We start from the raw sequence: 16,901 nt of genomic DNA on the forward strand, positions 1-16,901 counted from the left end.
GCGGCTGCGGTGCCGACCAGTGCGACGGAAGCGAGGATCTTGCCGGAGGTGGTCTTGAGGCTGATGGCCATGGGAATCAGTGTCCTTTCGGTGGGCCACCGTGGGACCGGCCGGCCTGTTCTTTGGTGTCTGCCTGACTGGCTGACAAGAACTACTGTGCCGGGGCAGGATCAAGAACAAATCCTGCAAACCCGCAACACTTCCTCAGGAAAAACTCAAGACTCCCGCACCGCGCTGAGGCCCATTTCCAGGCTGTTCGAAATGCCTCAGCAATGGGTTGTTGTCAGAGTGACGATAACTCTGCTACTTTGTTCTTGTCAGAGTGATAATAAAGAATGGAAGACGACAATGATGGCCCTGCTCGACTGGATGAACTCCGCAGCAATCCCCAACCTTTTCGGCAGCCCGGTGAGTTGGATCGAGGTAATCGGCTTCGTTACCGGTGCAGCCTGCGTCTACGGCGTAGCCCGGCAGAAGCTGTGGAACTGGCCCGTTGGCATCCTGAACAACCTGGCGTTCATCGTTTTGTTTCTCGGAGCAGGACTCTATGGGGAAACAGTACTTCAGGTGATCTTCGCGGTCGTTTCGGCCTACGGTTGGTTCAATTGGGTGCGCGGCAACTCCGACACCCAGGTCAAGAATGACCTGCTGATCCGGGACGCTACGGGCAGGGAGGTCGTCCTGGGCGTCGGTATTGCGTTGGTCGGAACTGTAGCTGTGGCGTTGGTCCTTACCCACGGAACTGATTCCCAGGTGCCATGGCCGGACGCTTTCGTGCTGACCGCCTCGCTCATAGCAACCTATGGGCAGGCCAAAAAGATCTTCCAGCACTGGTACGTCTGGATTCTCATCGATGTGGTCTCTGTTCCGCTCTACTTCAGCCGCGGCCTGACATTGACCGCCATCCTCTACATCGGATTCCTGGCCCTTTGCATTTACGGACTCATCGATTGGAAACGTGCCGGCCGTGCTGAAACTCCGGCCCTTTCCGAAGCCATCAAGACAGGAGCATGAGATGTACAAGCAGGCCATGGTTATCGGCAAGTTCTACCCGCCCCACGCGGGCCACCACCACCTGATCACCACCGCTGCAGCGCAAGCCGAAAGGGTCGCCGTCCTGGTCCTTGGCAACCGATTCGAGTCCATCAGCGTTGAGGATCGACGCGCATGGCTCGCCGAGGAATTTCAGGAGGTCAAAGGTGTGGAGATCATCGGGATGCCCAACGACTGCCCGGATGATTACCACTCGGACGAAATCTGGAAAGCCCAGGCCGAGCTGATGCGTCTGGCCCTGAAGTCCCACGGCATATCCTCAGTGGACGCACTGTTCAGCTCAGAAGAATACGGTGCCCGGCTGGCTGGGATTTTTGACGCGGAGCACGTCTTGGTAGACCTCTCCCGGAGCGCCTACCCGGTCAGCGGCACCCTGTGCCGTGAGGATCTTGGGGCCGCCTGGTCCTGGATCATCCCTTCCGCCCGTCAGGACATGGCAACGCGGATCATTGTGGTTGGTGCCGAATCCACGGGGACCACCACGCTGGCAAAGGCACTTACCGGGCATTACCGCCAGCAATTCCCCCGGCTCTTGGACGTCCCGGAATTCGGCCGTGAATACACGTACCTGAAGTTTGATGAGCTCCGTGCCCGGACGCCTGGTGCCGGACTCCAGGACATGGTGTGGACAGCCCAGGACTTCGGTGTGGTTGGTGCCCGGCAGACCGTCTTGGAGAATGCGGCAGCCGACGCCTGTCCTTTGGTGATTGCAGATACCGATGCCCTGGCCACCACGCTCTGGGAGCGGTTCTACCTGGGCGAAGGCAGCTTCGGTTCCTACCACGCTGCTGACGTTCTGCCCCGTCGGGACCTCTACCTGATCACCGATCACGAGGGCGTGGAGTTCGAAGACGATGGATGGCGTGAAGGCGAACACCGACGCGCAGAAATGACTGAGTGGTTTAAGGAAACCCTGACTGAGGAGGGACACTCATGGATCCTGGTCACCGGCGACCACGATCGGCGCATGAAGACCGCCGTCGAAATCATTGACCTGGTCCTTGCCCAGCGGAGCAGTCTTGCTTCCCCGCCGTGGGCTGCCAGGACCGTTCTGGAAGGTGCAGCAGCGTGACCTCCCAAGCCAAGTCCGCCAGGAACTTCCTGGAAAACTACAACCCCGGCGACTATCCCTCCATAGCCCTGACCGTGGACCTGGTGGTGTTTGCAGTCACGGACGGCGTGCTGAAGGTGGCTCTGGTACGCCGGGGAGAACACCCCTTCAAGGACGCGCTGGCCCTCCCGGGAGGCTTTGTTGGCCCGCAGGAATCAGCCGGCCAGGCAGCCGGGCGTGAACTCGCTGAAGAGACCGGGCTGGACCTGGGAAGACTGGCGGTTCACGTCGAGCAGTTGGCCACCTACACTAACCCGGATCGGGATCCGCGGATGCGGGTTGTCTCGGTAGCCCACGTTGCCCTTCTGGCATCCGACGGGATTACGCTGCCAAAGATCACCGCCGGATCCGATGCTGCCTCCAGCGGCTGGTACGGGGTCCATGACATTATGCGGAGCGAAGAGTTGGCCTTCGATCACGCCACGATCCTGGCTGACGGGCTGGAGCGGCTGGCCGGGAAAATGGAATACACCACCGTTGCCGCCCGCCTTCTGCCCGAAGAGTTCACCATGACGCAGCTTCGCACCGTTTACGACGCTGTGTGGGAAACGACCCTGCCCGCCGGGAACTTCACCCGAAAAATGATGCCGCAACTCAATGACACCGGCCGGAAAAGCCGGGGAGCCGCCGGCGGTGCCCCCGCTGCGCTGTTCACCGCAACTGACCGCCATATCCATCCGCCACTCTCCAAGCCGCAAGCCCCGGGCTCCCCGGCAGCGGTTGCCTCCTGAAACCGCGGGCTTAGGCTGTATCTGTGAACCAGCCGCCATCTGCGAATCAACCACTGCCGTCGTCGAATCAACCACTGCCGTCCTCGAATAGACCACTGGATGAGGGCCCCTTCTTTCACGGAACAAAGGCCGATCTTCGCGAAGGCGATCTCCTGAGTGCGGGTTTCCGGTCCAACTACCGTCCTGAGGTGGTCATGAACCACATCTATTTCACGGCACTTCGGGACGGCGCCGGTCTGGCTGCGGAACTGGCCGCCGGCGACGGCGAGCCACGCGTTTACGCCGTGGAGCCAACAGGGGACTTCGAGAATGACCCCAACGTTACTGACAAGAAGTTCCCCGGCAATCCCACCCGCTCATACCGCAGCAGCGCCCCGCTCAGGGTCATTGGTGAAGTCACCGACTGGACACGGCTGACGCCAGGGGAACTGCAGGCGTGGAAGGAGCGGTTGGCCGCACTCCAAGCGGATGAACGCGGCGAAATCATCAATTGAGCCGGCCTGCCTACTTGGCGTTTGCCTTGCCCCGCCTGACCCGGCGGACAACGAGCCACGCTATGAAGCCGGCAATCCCGGCGTAGACGGCGTAGTTGAGGAAGCGCGAGTACTGGTCCACCAAGTGGTATTGCTTGCCCAGCAACGCGCCCAATCCGATGAGCAGCCCGTTCCATACTCCGGTTCCGGCGATGGTGAAGATGCTGAAGGTCACCAGGTTCATGCGTTCGGCGCCGGCCGGGAGGGAGATGAGGCTGCGCACCCCGGGCAACAGCCTTCCGAAGAAGATGGCGGACTTGCCGTGGCGCTCGAACCAACCGGCTGCCCTCTCGAAATCTTCCCGGTCAACCAGTGGAAGCTTCGACAGCAAGTGGATGGACCGCTTCATCCCCACTTTGTAGCCCAGCCAATACAACAGCAGAGCCCCTGCGTAAGCGCCAAGGGTGCTGGTGAGGAACACCAACAACAAGTTGATGTTGCCTTGCTGGGTGAGGAAGCCGGCCAAAGGGAGGATGACTTCGCTGGGAATCGGGGGAAACACCGTCTCAAGAAACGTCAGCAAGCCCACTCCCCATTCGCCGAGGGCCTCGATGACTTTGGCGGCAACGCCCACTATTCCGGTCAGCTGATCAGCGGAACCACCCGTTTCCAAAGTGCCGAACAAAGCGATGTCCTTCCATGAGCTGACAGTTCCACAAGGGAAGCCCAGTGATGGGGGACCACTGGGCTTCCACCCTCAACGCTATTCCTCCACGCGGCTGCGGGCAATGCGCAGGGGGTACGACTTCGATCCTTCGTGGATCAAGCGCGCCGTTGTGCGGGTGAATGCACGGCTACGGACGCACGCTCAACCGGCGGGCAGGCGATCTTCACAGCTGATTCAAGTGGAGCCGCATCCAGGCCCAGGAGCATGCGAACGCCGGCCGCGCCCAGTTCGTAATGAGGCAGTGACACTGTGGAGAGCGGCGGACGCAGGTGGGCAGCAATGACTTCCTGGTTATCGAAACCCACCACGGCCATGTCCTCCGGGATGGACAGCCCGTTTTCCCGCAGGCCGTCGTAAAGTCCCATAGCCATGCGGTCGTTATAGCAATACACAGCGCCCACACCGAGGGTGAGCAGCCTTTCCGTGGCGCCGTAGCCCCCCTCCTGATCCGGGTAGGCTTCAAACACCAACGCCGGATCAAAGCCAATTCCGGCGGCACTGAGCGCGTCCTTGTACCCCTGGAGCCGGCCATCCCTGGCAGGTGAGGGGGTAGTGGCGTTGATGAACGCGATGCGACGGTGGCCACCGCGGAGCAGGATCTCCGTGGCCGATCGGCCGCCCTGTGCCTCGTCCGGGACCACGGCGCGGGCCGTTCCGGATTCCGGGGAAAAACAGTTGACCAGGACGAAGTCAGATTCCCGAAGCGTTGCCGGAATTTCCGTAGGACGGTGGAACCACGTGGAGTACAGGATGCCGCGTACTTTGTATTCGAGCATCATTGCTATTGCGTCTTTTTCGAGCTCCTGGTTGCCTTCGGTGTTCGCGATCAGGAGGGCGTAGCCATGTTTCCAGGCTTCGTCCTGGGCGCCGTGGATGATTTGGCCGGCGAACGGCGTAGTAGCTACGCCGTCGGCGACCAGTCCGATGAACTTGGATGTGCCGCTCACCAGTGTTTTGGCCATGGCATTGGGACGGTAACCCAACTCGGTGATCGCCTCGGTGACGCGTTGGCGGGTCTCGTCGGCGATCCGGGCGTTCTTCTTCTTGTTGATCACCAAGGACACCGTGGCAGTGGATACTCCGGCCAGTTCAGCCACTTCCCGGAGGGTCACCGGATGGGCACGGCCTGTTTTGGCAGGCATTGCGGGGGTGGCCGCGCTGCCCGACTCTCTCTCCTGCGAAATCATCTGTCCTCCATCAGGAGTATAACCGTCGGTCATTGAGGTCATCCCTTGTTCGCTCCGCTCTCAAGGCCTTGGATCATGGCCTTGTTGAGGACCAGGAAGACCAGCAGCAGAGGCGTGATGGTGACGCATACAGCAGCGAAGGTGGCCGTCCAGTCGACCTTGCCCATGGCCCCGATGTAGTTCTGCAAGCCCAGGGGGATGGTTTTGAGTTCTTCGGAGAGCACAAAGGTATTTGCGAAGATGAAGTCGTTCCAGATGAAGATGCTGTTGACCAGCACTACGGTGACCACGGTGTTGAGCGACAGCGGCAGGGTGATCAGCCCGAAGATCCGGTACGGTCCGGCCCCATCCAGGGATGCTGCCTCATAAGTTTCGCGGGGAATGTACTCGAAGAAGGACGAGAAAAGGTAGATGGACATCGGCAGGGCGAAACCGGCCAGCGGAATAATCATCGACTGGTAGGTGTCCAACAGGTTCACCGCGGAATAGTCGATGAACAGCGGGACCAGCGCGATCTGGACGGGAACAATGATGCCGACCAGGAACAAGCCCCGGACGAACTTGCTGAGGCGGAAGCCAAGGACCTGAATGGCGTAGGCGGCCATCATGCCGAACAGGACAATCAACACGTTGGCACCCATGGTGACGATGAAACTGTTCAGGATATTCCGTCCGAGGTCACCGGTTTCGAAAGCCCGGGCGTAGTTCTCCCAGGTCAGTGAGCTGGGAAGCGCGAAAGGATCTCCGGTGGCAAAGTCGTGTTCAGTCCGGAGGCTGGTCAAGAACAGCCAGGCAAGCGGATAGACCTGGACGATCACGATGAGCATGATCAGGACCCTCGAGAGTGTCCGGTAAAGGCTTGGCTTCCGCCGCCGCTTCTGAGGGACGGCAGCAGGACGTGCACGGGTGGGCCGGGCCGGGGCTGTCTGGGTGATCATTAATCTGCCTTCCGCTTGAGCATGAACAAAATGAGGCCGACGGCGACGAGGCACTCGATCACGATGAAGACGGAGATGGTGCTTGCGTAGCCGAAATCCGTGCTGGTGAAGGCTGTCTTGTACATGTAGGTGGTGAGGAGCTCGGACGACTGCCCGGGGCCGCCGTTGGTCATGAGGTACGGGATGTCGAAGCCCCGCAGGCCGTATGTGGTGGCCATGATGGTGGTGGTAACCCAGACGGGCCGAATGTAGGGGAAGCGGATCTTGGTGAACAGGGTCCACTTCGATGCGCCATCCAGGACCGCAGCTTCTTCGAGCTCCTTGGGCACGGCGATCAACGCCGCGTAGATGATGAGCATGTAGAGCCCGGTGAAGCGCCATCCTTCAGGGGCGGAGACTGCGGCCAGGACGGTGTTGACGTCGGACAACCAGGCCCGCTCCAAGGAACCCAGTCCCACCCAGTGCAGGAGCTGATTCAGCAGGCCGACGGGATCAATGGAGTAGATGCGGACAAAGAGGAACGCAATGGCGACCGTGGAGATCACAGCGGGCAGCAAATACAGGGTCTTGATCAGTTCACGTCCCCTGCTCAGGGATGTGAGCAGGCTGGCGACAACCAGGGCGCCGCCCAGTTGCAGGACCAGGCAGATGGCCAGGTAAAGCAGGGCATTGAAGAAGGAACGCCAGAAGACGTCATCGGCGGTGAGCATTCGGACGTAGTTGGCCAGCCCGACGAACTCCATGTCACTGATGCCATTCCAGGAGAAGAAGCTCAGGACCAGGGACTGAAGTATGGGAAAGAGGACTGCTGCGCAATAGAGCAGCAGGGGCGGGAGCAGGAAAACCAGTACTGAGGTCCTTGACCTGTTGGGAAGCATGGTGGGCCTTTCGGGCGGGGGCACTACAGGCCCCCGCCGTTTCGGTTTACTTGAAGAACTTGGGCGCGTTCTGCTTGATGGCGTCGTCCATGGTCTTGGTGAATTGTTCGGGCGTGACGTTGCCCTGGACCAGGAGGACCAGCTCTTGCTGCAAGCGGCCATTGGTGGTGGGGTCCAGCTGGGTGTCCCACGGCATGGCCTGCTTTTCGCCGAGGGTATTGGCCGTTTCGAGGGCCTTTTTGTACAGCGGCGTGGCGTTCGCGGGGACGGTGGTTTCCACGGTGGTGGTGGGGGAGAGCGCCCCGGTGGCAGCGTATTCAGCCGGGTACTTCTGCAACGCGAACTTCAGGAAGTCGCTGACAAGGGGATCGTACGTCTTTGAGTTCACTGCCATGCCGATGCCGGACGGGGAAACGAACTCGTTGGCCGCCGTCACGGAACCCGATGTTGTGGGAAGGGTGAAGAAGTCGATGTCGTCCCGGACGTCAGGGTTGAGTTTGTCTGTGGCGAGGCTGGGCAGTTCCCACGTGCCGATGTTGTACATCGCGGCTTGGCCGGAGGTGAACTGGTTCTGCGCGTCCGAGTAGCCCTGCGCGGAGAAGCCCTTTTGGAAGCACTCGGCCTTGCCGAGTTCGGACATCCATTGAACGGTCTTTTGGCCCGCAGGATCGCTGAACGCAGCTTCACCCTTCTTCAGTTTTTGGACGAAGTCGGGGCCGGCAGCCCGGAAGGGCTGGTACGCCACATAGCGTTCCAGCGGCCACTGGTCCTGCCCGTCGATGGCGATCGGAGTAATTCCGGCATTGCGCAGGGCGGTACACATCGCTGGGATGTCGTCCAAGGACTGAGGAACGGCTACGCCGGCCTTTTGGAGCAGGGCTTTGTTGTACCAGATGAATTCGAGCTCGAACTGGAACGGGATCATGTAAAGGGACCCGTCATCGAACCGCTGGTAGTCCAGGGCCCCGGGCCGGTAGTCGTCATAGAGGTCCAGCGACTTCAGCAGCTTGTCGGCCTCCACCATCTTGCCCTGCTTGGCCAGCTGCTGGGCGAACGGAGTGGCATCGGTGTCAAACAGCTCGGGGAGCTTGTTGGCCGCAGCCAGGGTTTCGAGCTTCTGGATGTAGGAGGGGCGGTCCGGGGTGGTGATGAGGTTCAGTGCAAACCCCGGGTGGTCCTTGGCGTAGTCGTCGGCGAGCTTCTTCATGATGTTGATGACGGCGCCGTCGGCAGGCCTGGACAGGAGCCACGAGATTTCGCGGGGTTTGATCTCACCGGTGGGGGTGACATTGGCGGGGTCGCTGGTGCCTCCAGCGCCGCCGCAGGCTGTCAACGCCAGGGCAGCGACGGCTGCGACGGCGGCAGCACGGAGTAGTTTCTTCATTGCGGCAATCTCCCTTGATTGGAACAGAGGTTGGGGTGGGTGCTGAATATTCAGTTGTCGGTACGTTGGCGTATTTCAAGTTCGGTGAGAGCGACGGATCCTTCGCCGACGAAGACGCCGATCCGCCCGGTAGTGCGGTCGTAGATCCTCGCGCTGAGCGCCACTTGGCGGTCGACGACGGCGACGCAAGTGTCGCCGTCGACGATGACTTCAAGCGTGTGTACGCCGGGGGTGAGGTCGCAGGGCCGCTCAAGTTCGACGTCGAACGGTACATCGCCTGAGACGTGCCACTGTGCATCACCGGTGACCGCGCGCGGCCAGCGGTCGAAGACGAGCCTGCCCCGCTTGGGTTCCAAGCGGAGGACGTAGGAGTGGTCGCCGTCGTGGCTTGAGCGGAGCAGCAACCCGCACTCGGTGGTGTTCGGCGCGATGTCCAGCACCACCTTGGCGTAAAACTGTTCCGGCATCTCCTCGTCGGACACCATCGACGTGTACCCATCCGGCACATCGAACCGGGTGGGCACGGCACTTGTCAGGGAGACGGGGACGTCATCCCAGAAGCTCTCCACCAGTTCATCCGCGAAGCAGAATCCCAAGGTTCCGTCCGGGTTTTGGCGGGCTTCGAGCACAGACATGGTGCCGGCCCACTGCCATGGCCCGTTGTCGGTGTTGCCTTCCTTGGTGGCGATCCAGCCAAAGAAGAAACGGCGGCCGTCTCGCTCAGCGGACTTTGAGGCGTAAAAGGCGCGGCCGTCGACGCTGTCCAAAGATGGCACAGTCCATGGGCCGTCGGGACTCTTGGCCATGCGGTAGCGGGTGGTGAACGATTCCGAGAACTCGGAGTACACCATGTACCACCAGTCACCCCAAGCGAAGACATCCGGGCATTCATGGGTGATGTACCGGCGTGGGTCCCAAAACGGGTCGGTGTGTTGCCAGGTCATCAGGTCAGTGGATACGCACTGGGCGATCACGCCGCGGCGGCGCTCCGGACCGGTGGAGTGCCTGGCTGCCAACAACATCCTCCACTGCTTCCTGGTGTCATCCCAGAACACGAAGGGATCCCGCCAGTCACCGGACTCGTAGCCGTCCGGAGCGCCGAATGTCAGTTCCGGGTGCTTTTGCCAAGTGCGCATGCCATCGGTGCTGGTGGCGTGCATGACCAACTGGAGCGGTACGCCGTCGGCCCCGCGGTTCCGGGGGTTTTGGCCGGTGTAGAAGAGGTGGTGGACGCCGGACCCGTCCGCAACGACGCTGCCGGTGTAGGCGTTGAAGTCCCGGTCGGTTTCGCTGCCGTGGTGCAGGGAGACACCATGGTTTTCAAACTGTGTGAGGTCTTTTGTGGTGACCAGGTTCCATGATGTTCCCGGTTTCGGGTCCGAGCGGTCTTCGTGAAGGTAGAAGAGCCAGAACTCTCCGTCCTTCTCGTAGGGGATAAGGTCCCCAACCCATCCGTCGGCGGGTTGGAAGAAGACTGGGCGTTTCATCTGCGCTGATGTCCATTCTGCTAAAGCGTTTGATCACTCGTAAGCTAGCCGGAAATTCAGCAGCGATCAAGCGTTTTAGCAATTATTTATTTTGTCTGGACCTATGGTGCTAAAACGCTTGACCGGAAAACTGTCCGCCGCTAATGTCCTGCGTAGCCGATGACTCACCGGACCGCTCGATGCCGAGCCGTCCGGACCCGGCAATGAGTACCAATACAGCTCTCCACCTGACGTGCAGTACCAGGCTGCCCGGGACCTTTCCCGACGGTCTCACACACCCATCACCATGACGTTTGGCGTGTCGTCGCGCCCGCCGAACACTGAGAGGAAACGAATCGATGACGTATGACATCTCTCGCCGCACTGCCCTGCAAGGTGCAGGGGTTGGTGCCTTGGCACTTTTCATGAGCAATGCCATTCCCGTGGCCGCCCACGCCCAGACATCCCTCCGGGCGATCTACCACATGACCCCGCCCTCCGGCTGGCTATGTGATCCGCAGCGACCCGTACATACAAACGGCGCCTACCAGCTCTACTACCTCCACTCCGGCCAGAACAACGGACCGGGCGGATGGGACCACGCGACCACCGGCGACGGAGTGTCTTACACCCACCATGGAGTGGTGATGCCAATGCAACCGGACTTCCCCGTGTGGTCGGGATCGGCAGTAGTGGACACCGCCAACACCGCCGGCTTCGGCGCCGGCGCAGTCATCGCGCTCGCCACCCAACCCACCGACGGAGTCCGGAAATTCCAGGAACAGTACCTTTACTGGTCCACGGATGGCGGCTATACCTTCACCGCGTTGCCTGACGCGGTCATTGTGAACACTGATGGACGGACGGCCACCACCCCCGCCGAGGTGGAGAACGCAGAATGGTTCCGCGACCCGAAAATTCACTGGGACGCGACGCGCAACGAGTGGGTCTGTGTCATCGGCAGGGCCCGCTACGCTGCCTTCTACACCTCTCCCAACCTGCGGGATTGGCAATGGAAGTCCAACTTCGACTACCCCAACCACGCCCTCGGCGGTATCGAATGCCCGGATCTGTTCGAGATGACCGCAGGAGACGGAACCCGGCACTGGGTGTTCGGGGCGAGCATGGACGCCTACAGCATCGGCCTGCCCATGACCTTTGCCTACTGGACAGGTTCATGGAACGGCACAGCATTCATCGCCGACAACCTCACACCACAGTGGCTTGACTGGGGATGGGACTGGTACGCCGCCGTGACCTGGCCGGCCGTGGAAGCACCTGAGACCAAGCGGCTTGCCACCGCGTGGATGAACAACTGGAAATATGCCGCCCGCAACGTGCCCACGGACGTTTCCGATGGCTATAACGGGCAAAATTCCATCACGCGCGAGCTCAGGCTCGAGCGCCAATCGGGCGGCTGGTACACCTTGCTCAGCACGCCTGTTCCGGCGCTTTCGAACTATGCCACCTCCAGCACCACCCTTCCGGACCGTACAGTCAACGGCAGTTTCGTACTTCCGTGGAGCGGCCGGGCGTATGAACTGGAACTCGATATTTCATGGGACACGGCAGCGAACGTGGGAGTCTCGGTGGGCCGCTCGTCCGATGGCAGCCGCCATACGAACATCGGCAAATACGCTGACGAGTTATACGTCGATCGCGCATCCTCGGAGCAAAGCGGTTATGCGCTGGCACCCTACACCCGCGCCGCCGCGCCCATCGATGCGAACGCCAGATCCGTCCACCTGCGCATCTTTGTAGACACCCAAAGTGTTGAGGTGTTCGTAAATTCCGGGCACACGGTGGTTTCGCAGCAGGTGCACTTCGCGGCCGGGGACACGGGGATCTCCCTCTATGCGGACGGCGGTCCGGCCAACTTCACCGGCATCACCATCCGCGAGTTCGGGAACCCCATCTAAGCCTGCGTCCTACGGCTGGAAAGAACGACGGCGACGCTGCAGCAGGCGGGTGCGTCGCCGTCGTTCTTCCGGGTCCGTTGGGCAGTTCGCATCTGACAAGCACCCGGGTGACCCACCTGATCCACCCTGTACAACGACAGGTCGCAGCCAACAAGGCGTTATCCACAGCCGACCAGGCAACGCACGACGCCGGGTCCCCGGCTCCGATAGGCTGGTCACCTCGGCTGATGCAAGTGGCCGCAGGAAACTCTATGCGGAGCCACCCTACGAATGTCTGATGACCTTGCCCTGAGCGCCCTCGCGGCGTCCGATTTCTCCCTCCCCGAATTGCGCGACGGCCAACTGGCTGGGATGAGCGCCCTCGTCCAAGGCCGCGATGTCCTCGCGGTCATGCCCACCGGTTACGGAAAGTCGGCTACCTATCAGGTCGCTGCCCGGTACCTTCACCACCAAACGGGACGGCCCGCCGTCGTGGTTTCTCCGCTTATTGCTTTGCAGGAAGACCAGCTGGACGGGCTTACCGAGGACCTTGGCCCCGGCGCCGCCGTCGCCATCAACTCCTCCCGCAGCGATTCGGAAGTGGAGGCGGCCTGGGCGGCGGCTGAATCCGGCCAGGCCACCTTCTTGTTCCTTGCCCCGGAGCAACTGGCCAAGCAGGCCACCGTGGACCGGATCGCGGCGCTGAACATCACCATGTTCGTGGTGGACGAGGCGCACTGTGTCTCCTCCTGGGGCCATGATTTCCGGCCCGACTACCTGGACTTGGGTACCGTCCGCGAACAGTTGGGCAACCCGCCGGTGGTGGCGCTGACTGCTACCGCCTCACCACCGGTGCGCAACGAAATTCTGGAGCGGCTGGGCATGAAGGACCCGTTGGTCCTGATCCGCGGCTTTGACCGCCCCAATATCAGCCTGGACGTGGTCCGGCACCAGGAGGACAAGGGCAAGCGCAAAGCCGTGGTGGAGCAGGTTGCCGCCCTCGCCAAGGCCGGGGGAGTGGGCTTGCTGTACGTGGCAACCCGCAAGGACAGCGGGAAGTACGCGGCCAAGCTGGCAGAGGAAGGTCTGCGGGCCGACGCCTACCACGCGGGCCGGTCCGACACTGACCGCGAGAAGGTCCATGAGTCATTCCTGGATGACCAACTGGACGTTGTTGTTGCCACAACAGCCTTTGGCATGGGGATCGACAAGCCAAACGTCCGGTTCGTGGTCCACGCAGACATTCCGGATTCCCTGGATTCCTACTACCAGGAGATCGGCCGGGCCGGGCGGGACGGCGAGCCTGCCCAGGCAGTCCTGCATTATCGTGCCGAAGACCTGGGGCTTCGCAAGTTCTTCACTACACACTCCCCGGATCCTGAGGCGCTCACCGCGGTGCTCAAAGTCATCAGGAATGCAGGCGCGCCGGCTCCGAAAACCGCCCTGGTGGAGCTCACGGGCTTTCCGGGGCGCCGGATCACTGCACTGGTGAACCAGTTGGAAGATGCCGGCGCCGTGACCACGGGGAAGCGCGGTGTCCGCCTTGCTTCCAAGGCCAAGCTTTCCGCGCTGGTGCGCCGTGCTGTAGAACGTGCAGAGGCCCGGCAACGGGTGGAACAGTCCCGGCTCACCATGATGCGGGGCTACGCGGAGACCGACGGCTGCCGCCGGCAATTCCTTCTGGGCTACTTTGGCGAGGACATGCCCGAGCCCTGCGGCAACTGCGATGCCTGCAAGGATTCCGCGGACAGGGTGAATCTCCAGGACGCAGCGGATGACACCGCGGCACCTGAACTGTTTCCGCTCCAATCCACTGTGATCCATAAGGAATGGGGCCAAGGCCTGGTGATGCGGCACGAGGACGACGTCATCACTGTGCTCTTCGAGCAGGAGGGGTACAAGACCCTGTCCCGATCCGCCGTCGTCGAACATGAGCTGTTGAAGCCGGCCTAGGTACCAGGGCGCCTCAGGTGTTCAGCTCCAGCATCAATGCCGGGAGCTCATCGGCGAGCTCGCGGGCCAGGAAGCCCAGCGGACCGAGCTTGCTCGCCAAACGATCAGCTGCGGCGGCGTGAAGGTGGGTGCCCCAGCACGCTGCCTGCACGCCGCTTGTGCCCCTGGCCCGAAGCCCGGCGATGGTGCCGGCCAAAACGTCCCCGCTGCCGGATGTTCCCAGTCCGCCGTAACCTGTGGTGATCTTCCACAGCCCCGGTTCCTGCGAACTTCCGGATGAGGGTCCGGCGATGAAGCCCTGGCAACTGACCACTGCGCCGAATCGCTGGGCGATGGCCACCACATCCCTCTCCAGGTCCTCAACGTCCCGTCCCAGCAGGATTCCCGCTTCCGTCGGGTTGGGAGTCAGGAGCAGCCGGCCACGCCATGGGCCAAGCCGGTCTTCGATCCGGGCCAGCCCGCCCAAGGCATAAGCATCAAGCACGACGGCGGGCCCTCCTTGCGGGCCGTCGTTACCCTCGGTTTCCTCCCGCGCCAGCAGGGCGTCCAGGAGATGCTCGGCAAGGTCCCGGTCGTCCAGTCCCGGACCGATCAATACGGCGTCGGCCTTCTCCAAATAAGCTGCCACCCGGTCCAGCCCTTCGCCGGTGACAGAGCCGTCGGCGTTCTCCGGCAGGCCCACAGACCCACATTCGGGCAGGGCCACGGCCACCTGCGGCGCCACGGACCCTGCCACAGCCAGCGTGATCTTTCCAGCACCCGCACGGAGCGCCGAAATGCCGGCCAACAGGGCTGCGCCCGGGGTGGCCCGCGCGCCACCAATGACCAGCACCGCTCCGCGCGAATACTTGTCTTCGCCGGGAGCGGGCAAGGGCCAGTCCCGCAGCAGGGAGGGGGTCACCAGAGTGGGGTTGCCGGGCTCACTGGGGGTGGACACTGGCATCTCCGGCATGTTCGGTCACTGCCACACCCTGCTCTTTCAGATGGTCAGCTACGTTGAAGCTCTCCAGTTGCCAAGGGCCGGCACCCGTGGGACGGACGTACCGGGTGATGGAGGCATTCAGCACCGATGTGGTGGCTGCCAGGTCCAGGATCTCGTCCTCGGACATTCCTTCCAGGACATAACGGACAAGGAGGATGACGGCGTCATGGCAGACCAACATCACCCTGTGGCCGTTTCCCAGTGTGTTGAGCTCGTCCAGGACCGAGCGGAGCCGGAGGGCGACATCGGCCCAGGACTCACCACCCGGCGGCCGGTAGTACAACTTGCCGAGCCAGAGCCGCCGTTCGGCCTCGTCCGGGTAGCGTGCCTCAACGCCTAGTCGCGTCAACCTGTCCAGAATCCCCAGCTCCCGGTCACGCAGGCGTTCATCGATGAGGACCTTTACCGGCCAGCCTGCCGCCTCCACGGCGATCTCGGCCGTCTGACGGGCCCGGGCATAGGGTGAGGACACCACAGCATCGGGCCGGAACTCCTCAGCCATCCTTGCCAGCGCCGTCCCCAATGCCTTCGCCTGCTCCTGGCCCGTAGCGGAGAGGTTCACGTCAGGGTCCCTGGCCGGCACCTGGATAACCTCGGCCCCGGCCAGGCGCGCCTCCGTCGCGGCCACGTTGCCTTCACTCTCGCCGTGCCGGATCAGCAGCAATTCCACGGCACCAGCCTCCTGCACTGCGTCCGTCAGCCCGTCCTCAACCACAAAGATCACCCCTCCGCGTGCGTTGCCGAATGCAGAACACTACCCACTGCGTACCCGCCAAGGCCGGATGGTAAACGGGGGATTGGGAACCCCTTTTGTCCGGACTTGGAGTGAAGTAAGTTGCTCGCATGGAGGACTCATACCCAGTGGTCATTGTCGGTGCCGGATTTGCAGGCGTAGCAGCAGCCAAGGAGCTGGGGGGCAAAGGCATCCGCGTCCTGCTCATCGACTCAAACAACTATCACCAGTTCCAGCCCCTGCTTTATCAGGTTGCGACGTCCCAGATAGGTGTCTCAGCCATTGCCCGCCCCCTGCGCTCGGTTTTCCGTCGCTACAAGACCGTCAAGGTCCTCACCGCGAAAGTGGAGTCAGTCAGCGCGGCTGAACGGACGGTCACCACCACCGATGGCCGCACGGTGCACGGAGAAATCCTGGTGATCGCCGTAGGGGCGGTCCCTAACTTCTTCAACACTCCGGGTGCGGCGGAACTGGCATTCCCCCTCTATTCGGTCACTGATGCCACCAGGCTTGGCACGGGCCTCACCCGTCTGCTGGACCAGGCCGACAGAAACCCGGACGGTTCCGTTGACGTTGTGGTGGTGGGAGGCGGCCCTACCGGCGTGGAAACCGCGGGAGCGATGGCAGAGAACGTCAAATACGTTGTGAGCAAGTATTTCTCGCCGGAGCTTGCCGCGCGGTGCAGGGTGCATCTGGTGGATATGGTCCCCAGCGTCCTGAACATGTTCTCCGCCAAGTCCCAGAAGTATGCCACGGAGCATTTGAAGAAAGTGGGGGTCCAACTGCACATGGGGGTGGGCGTCACCGAGGTCCGTCCCGACGGGGTGGCCTTGGCAGATGGAACTTCGGTACCGGGACAAATCGTGGTGTGGGCAGGAGGGCTGAAAGCCGGCGGCCTGATTGATGGTTCCGGACTGGCCCAGGGGAGAGGGGGCCGGGTTGACGTTCATCCTGACCTGACCGCTCCGGGCGTGGACGGTGTCTACGTCATTGGAGACGCAGCGAACATCACGGATTCAACGGGGGCAAAGCTGCCGCAGCTGGGTTCGGTGGCTCAACAGGCTGGAAAATGGGCCGGCAAAAACATCCTCGCGGACCTGGACGGGGGCAGCCGGGCACCATTCCGTTATGTGGACAAAGGCTACATGGCCATGGTCGGGCGTGGCGCGGCAGTGGCGGAGCTGGGCCGCAAGCGAGTCCAGTTGCAAGGCGTCCTTGCCTTCCTGTCCTGGCTGCTGGTGCATCTGGCCCTGCTTTCGGGGCTGCAACAAAAGGTCCGTGCCTTGTTCTCCTGGCTCAATGGCTATCTTCTCCATAGTCCTGCCCAAGTGGTGGTCAGCGGGCCTGTCGAGAAGGAATCACCGGACCAGGATCCAAGCTAAGTACG

At 62.0% G+C, this 16,901-nt stretch carries 15 protein-coding genes; 7 read left to right on the top strand and 8 right to left on the bottom strand.

Annotated elements, in window-relative coordinates:
• The first annotated feature begins 348 nt into the window (after window positions 1–348).
• The 4 genes from pnuC (at window position 349) to arr (ending at window position 3,389) form a co-directional block, all read left to right on the top strand.
• Window positions 349–1,014 (top strand): nicotinamide riboside transporter PnuC, encoded by a 666-nt coding sequence (gene pnuC, locus BLQ01_RS21330; RefSeq protein WP_091554264.1) that lies wholly within the window; start codon window positions 349–351, stop codon window positions 1,012–1,014.
• A 1-nt stretch (window position 1,015) separates the two neighbouring features.
• Window positions 1,016–2,125, top strand: a complete 1,110-nt coding sequence (locus BLQ01_RS21335) for an AAA family ATPase (RefSeq protein WP_091554266.1) — start codon at window positions 1,016–1,018, stop codon at window positions 2,123–2,125.
• A complete protein-coding gene (locus tag BLQ01_RS21340) occupies window positions 2,122–2,895 on the top strand; it encodes an NUDIX hydrolase (RefSeq protein ID WP_051420997.1) in 774 nt (257 codons plus the stop codon). Before BLQ01_RS21335 ends, BLQ01_RS21340 begins: the two co-directional genes overlap by 4 nt.
• 74 nt (window positions 2,896–2,969) lie before the next feature.
• A complete protein-coding gene (gene arr, locus BLQ01_RS21345; RefSeq protein ID WP_035761178.1) occupies window positions 2,970–3,389 on the top strand; it encodes an NAD(+)--rifampin ADP-ribosyltransferase in 420 nt (139 codons plus the stop codon).
• Between the two features lie 10 nt (window positions 3,390–3,399).
• Here arr and BLQ01_RS21350 read toward each other — a convergent pair whose 3' ends face one another.
• The 6 genes from BLQ01_RS21350 to BLQ01_RS21375 form a co-directional block, all read right to left on the bottom strand.
• Window positions 3,400–4,053, bottom strand: a complete 654-nt coding sequence (locus BLQ01_RS21350; protein WP_175493515.1) for a DedA family protein — start codon at window positions 4,051–4,053, stop codon at window positions 3,400–3,402.
• A 137-nt stretch (window positions 4,054–4,190) separates the two neighbouring features.
• On the bottom strand, window positions 4,191–5,282 hold the full coding sequence (locus BLQ01_RS21355; protein WP_175493516.1) for a LacI family DNA-binding transcriptional regulator: 1,092 nt from the start codon (window positions 5,280–5,282) through the stop codon (window positions 4,191–4,193).
• A gap of 38 nt (window positions 5,283–5,320) precedes the next feature.
• Window positions 5,321–6,220 (bottom strand): carbohydrate ABC transporter permease, encoded by a 900-nt coding sequence (locus BLQ01_RS21360; protein ID WP_026542580.1) that lies wholly within the window; start codon window positions 6,218–6,220, stop codon window positions 5,321–5,323.
• On the bottom strand, window positions 6,220–7,098 hold the full coding sequence (locus tag BLQ01_RS21365; protein ID WP_091554273.1) for a carbohydrate ABC transporter permease: 879 nt from the start codon (window positions 7,096–7,098) through the stop codon (window positions 6,220–6,222). Before BLQ01_RS21365 ends, BLQ01_RS21360 begins: the two co-directional genes overlap by 1 nt.
• A 46-nt stretch (window positions 7,099–7,144) precedes the next feature.
• On the bottom strand, window positions 7,145–8,482 hold the full coding sequence (locus tag BLQ01_RS21370; protein WP_091554275.1) for an ABC transporter substrate-binding protein: 1,338 nt from the start codon (window positions 8,480–8,482) through the stop codon (window positions 7,145–7,147).
• A gap of 50 nt (window positions 8,483–8,532) precedes the next feature.
• A complete protein-coding gene (locus BLQ01_RS21375; RefSeq protein ID WP_091554278.1) occupies window positions 8,533–9,969 on the bottom strand; it encodes a glycoside hydrolase family protein in 1,437 nt (478 codons plus the stop codon).
• Between the two features lie 338 nt (window positions 9,970–10,307).
• On the opposite strand from BLQ01_RS21375, the gene BLQ01_RS21380 reads away from it, so the two are divergent.
• Both BLQ01_RS21380 and BLQ01_RS21385 read left to right on the top strand, forming a co-directional pair.
• Window positions 10,308–11,867, top strand: a complete 1,560-nt coding sequence (locus tag BLQ01_RS21380; protein WP_091554280.1) for a glycoside hydrolase family 32 protein — start codon at window positions 10,308–10,310, stop codon at window positions 11,865–11,867.
• Window positions 11,868–12,137: 270 nt separating this feature from the next.
• Window positions 12,138–13,799 carry a RecQ family ATP-dependent DNA helicase gene (locus BLQ01_RS21385; RefSeq protein WP_091554282.1) on the top strand — a complete coding sequence of 554 codons (1,662 nt, stop codon included), beginning with the start codon at window positions 12,138–12,140 and terminating at the stop codon, window positions 13,797–13,799.
• 13 nt (window positions 13,800–13,812) lie between these two features.
• On the opposite strand, the gene BLQ01_RS21390 is transcribed toward BLQ01_RS21385, so the two are convergent.
• Window positions 13,813–14,736, bottom strand: coding sequence for an NAD(P)H-hydrate dehydratase (locus BLQ01_RS21390; RefSeq protein ID WP_254779561.1), 924 nt, complete (start codon window positions 14,734–14,736; stop codon window positions 13,813–13,815).
• Window positions 14,720–15,505 (bottom strand): histidine phosphatase family protein, encoded by a 786-nt coding sequence (locus tag BLQ01_RS21395; protein ID WP_091554285.1) that lies wholly within the window; start codon window positions 15,503–15,505, stop codon window positions 14,720–14,722. The genes BLQ01_RS21390 and BLQ01_RS21395 overlap by 17 nt, the downstream gene beginning before the upstream one ends.
• 119 nt (window positions 15,506–15,624) lie before the next feature.
• Between BLQ01_RS21395 and BLQ01_RS21400 the strand changes: the two genes are divergently transcribed.
• Window positions 15,625–16,896, top strand: coding sequence for an NAD(P)/FAD-dependent oxidoreductase (locus BLQ01_RS21400; protein ID WP_091554287.1), 1,272 nt, complete (start codon window positions 15,625–15,627; stop codon window positions 16,894–16,896).
• Window positions 16,897–16,901: the final 5 nt, after the last annotated feature.

This window comes from Arthrobacter sp. UNCCL28 (assembly GCF_900102805.1).
GTDB lineage: Bacteria > Actinomycetota > Actinomycetes > Actinomycetales > Micrococcaceae > Arthrobacter > Arthrobacter nicotinovorans_A.

Excerpts from the sequence above, each read along its gene's own strand:
- BLQ01_RS21370 (WP_091554275.1), bottom strand. The coding sequence starts at position 8,482 with ATGAAGAAACTACTCCGTGCTGCCGCCGTCGCAGCCGTCGCTGCCCTG.
- BLQ01_RS21355 (WP_175493516.1), bottom strand. The coding sequence starts at position 5,282 with ATGATTTCGCAGGAGAGAGAGTCGGGCAGCGCGGCCACCCCCGCAATG.
- BLQ01_RS21360 (WP_026542580.1), bottom strand. The coding sequence starts at position 6,220 with ATGATCACCCAGACAGCCCCGGCCCGGCCCACCCGTGCACGTCCTGCT.
- BLQ01_RS21385 (WP_091554282.1), top strand. The coding sequence starts at position 12,138 with ATGTCTGATGACCTTGCCCTGAGCGCCCTCGCGGCGTCCGATTTCTCC.
- BLQ01_RS21335 (WP_091554266.1), top strand. The coding sequence starts at position 1,016 with ATGTACAAGCAGGCCATGGTTATCGGCAAGTTCTACCCGCCCCACGCG.
- BLQ01_RS21365 (WP_091554273.1), bottom strand. The coding sequence starts at position 7,098 with ATGCTTCCCAACAGGTCAAGGACCTCAGTACTGGTTTTCCTGCTCCCG.
- BLQ01_RS21375 (WP_091554278.1), bottom strand. The coding sequence starts at position 9,969 with ATGAAACGCCCAGTCTTCTTCCAACCCGCCGACGGATGGGTTGGGGAC.
- BLQ01_RS21400 (WP_091554287.1), top strand. The coding sequence starts at position 15,625 with ATGGAGGACTCATACCCAGTGGTCATTGTCGGTGCCGGATTTGCAGGC.
- pnuC (WP_091554264.1), top strand. The coding sequence starts at position 349 with ATGATGGCCCTGCTCGACTGGATGAACTCCGCAGCAATCCCCAACCTT.
- BLQ01_RS21380 (WP_091554280.1), top strand. The coding sequence starts at position 10,308 with ATGACGTATGACATCTCTCGCCGCACTGCCCTGCAAGGTGCAGGGGTT.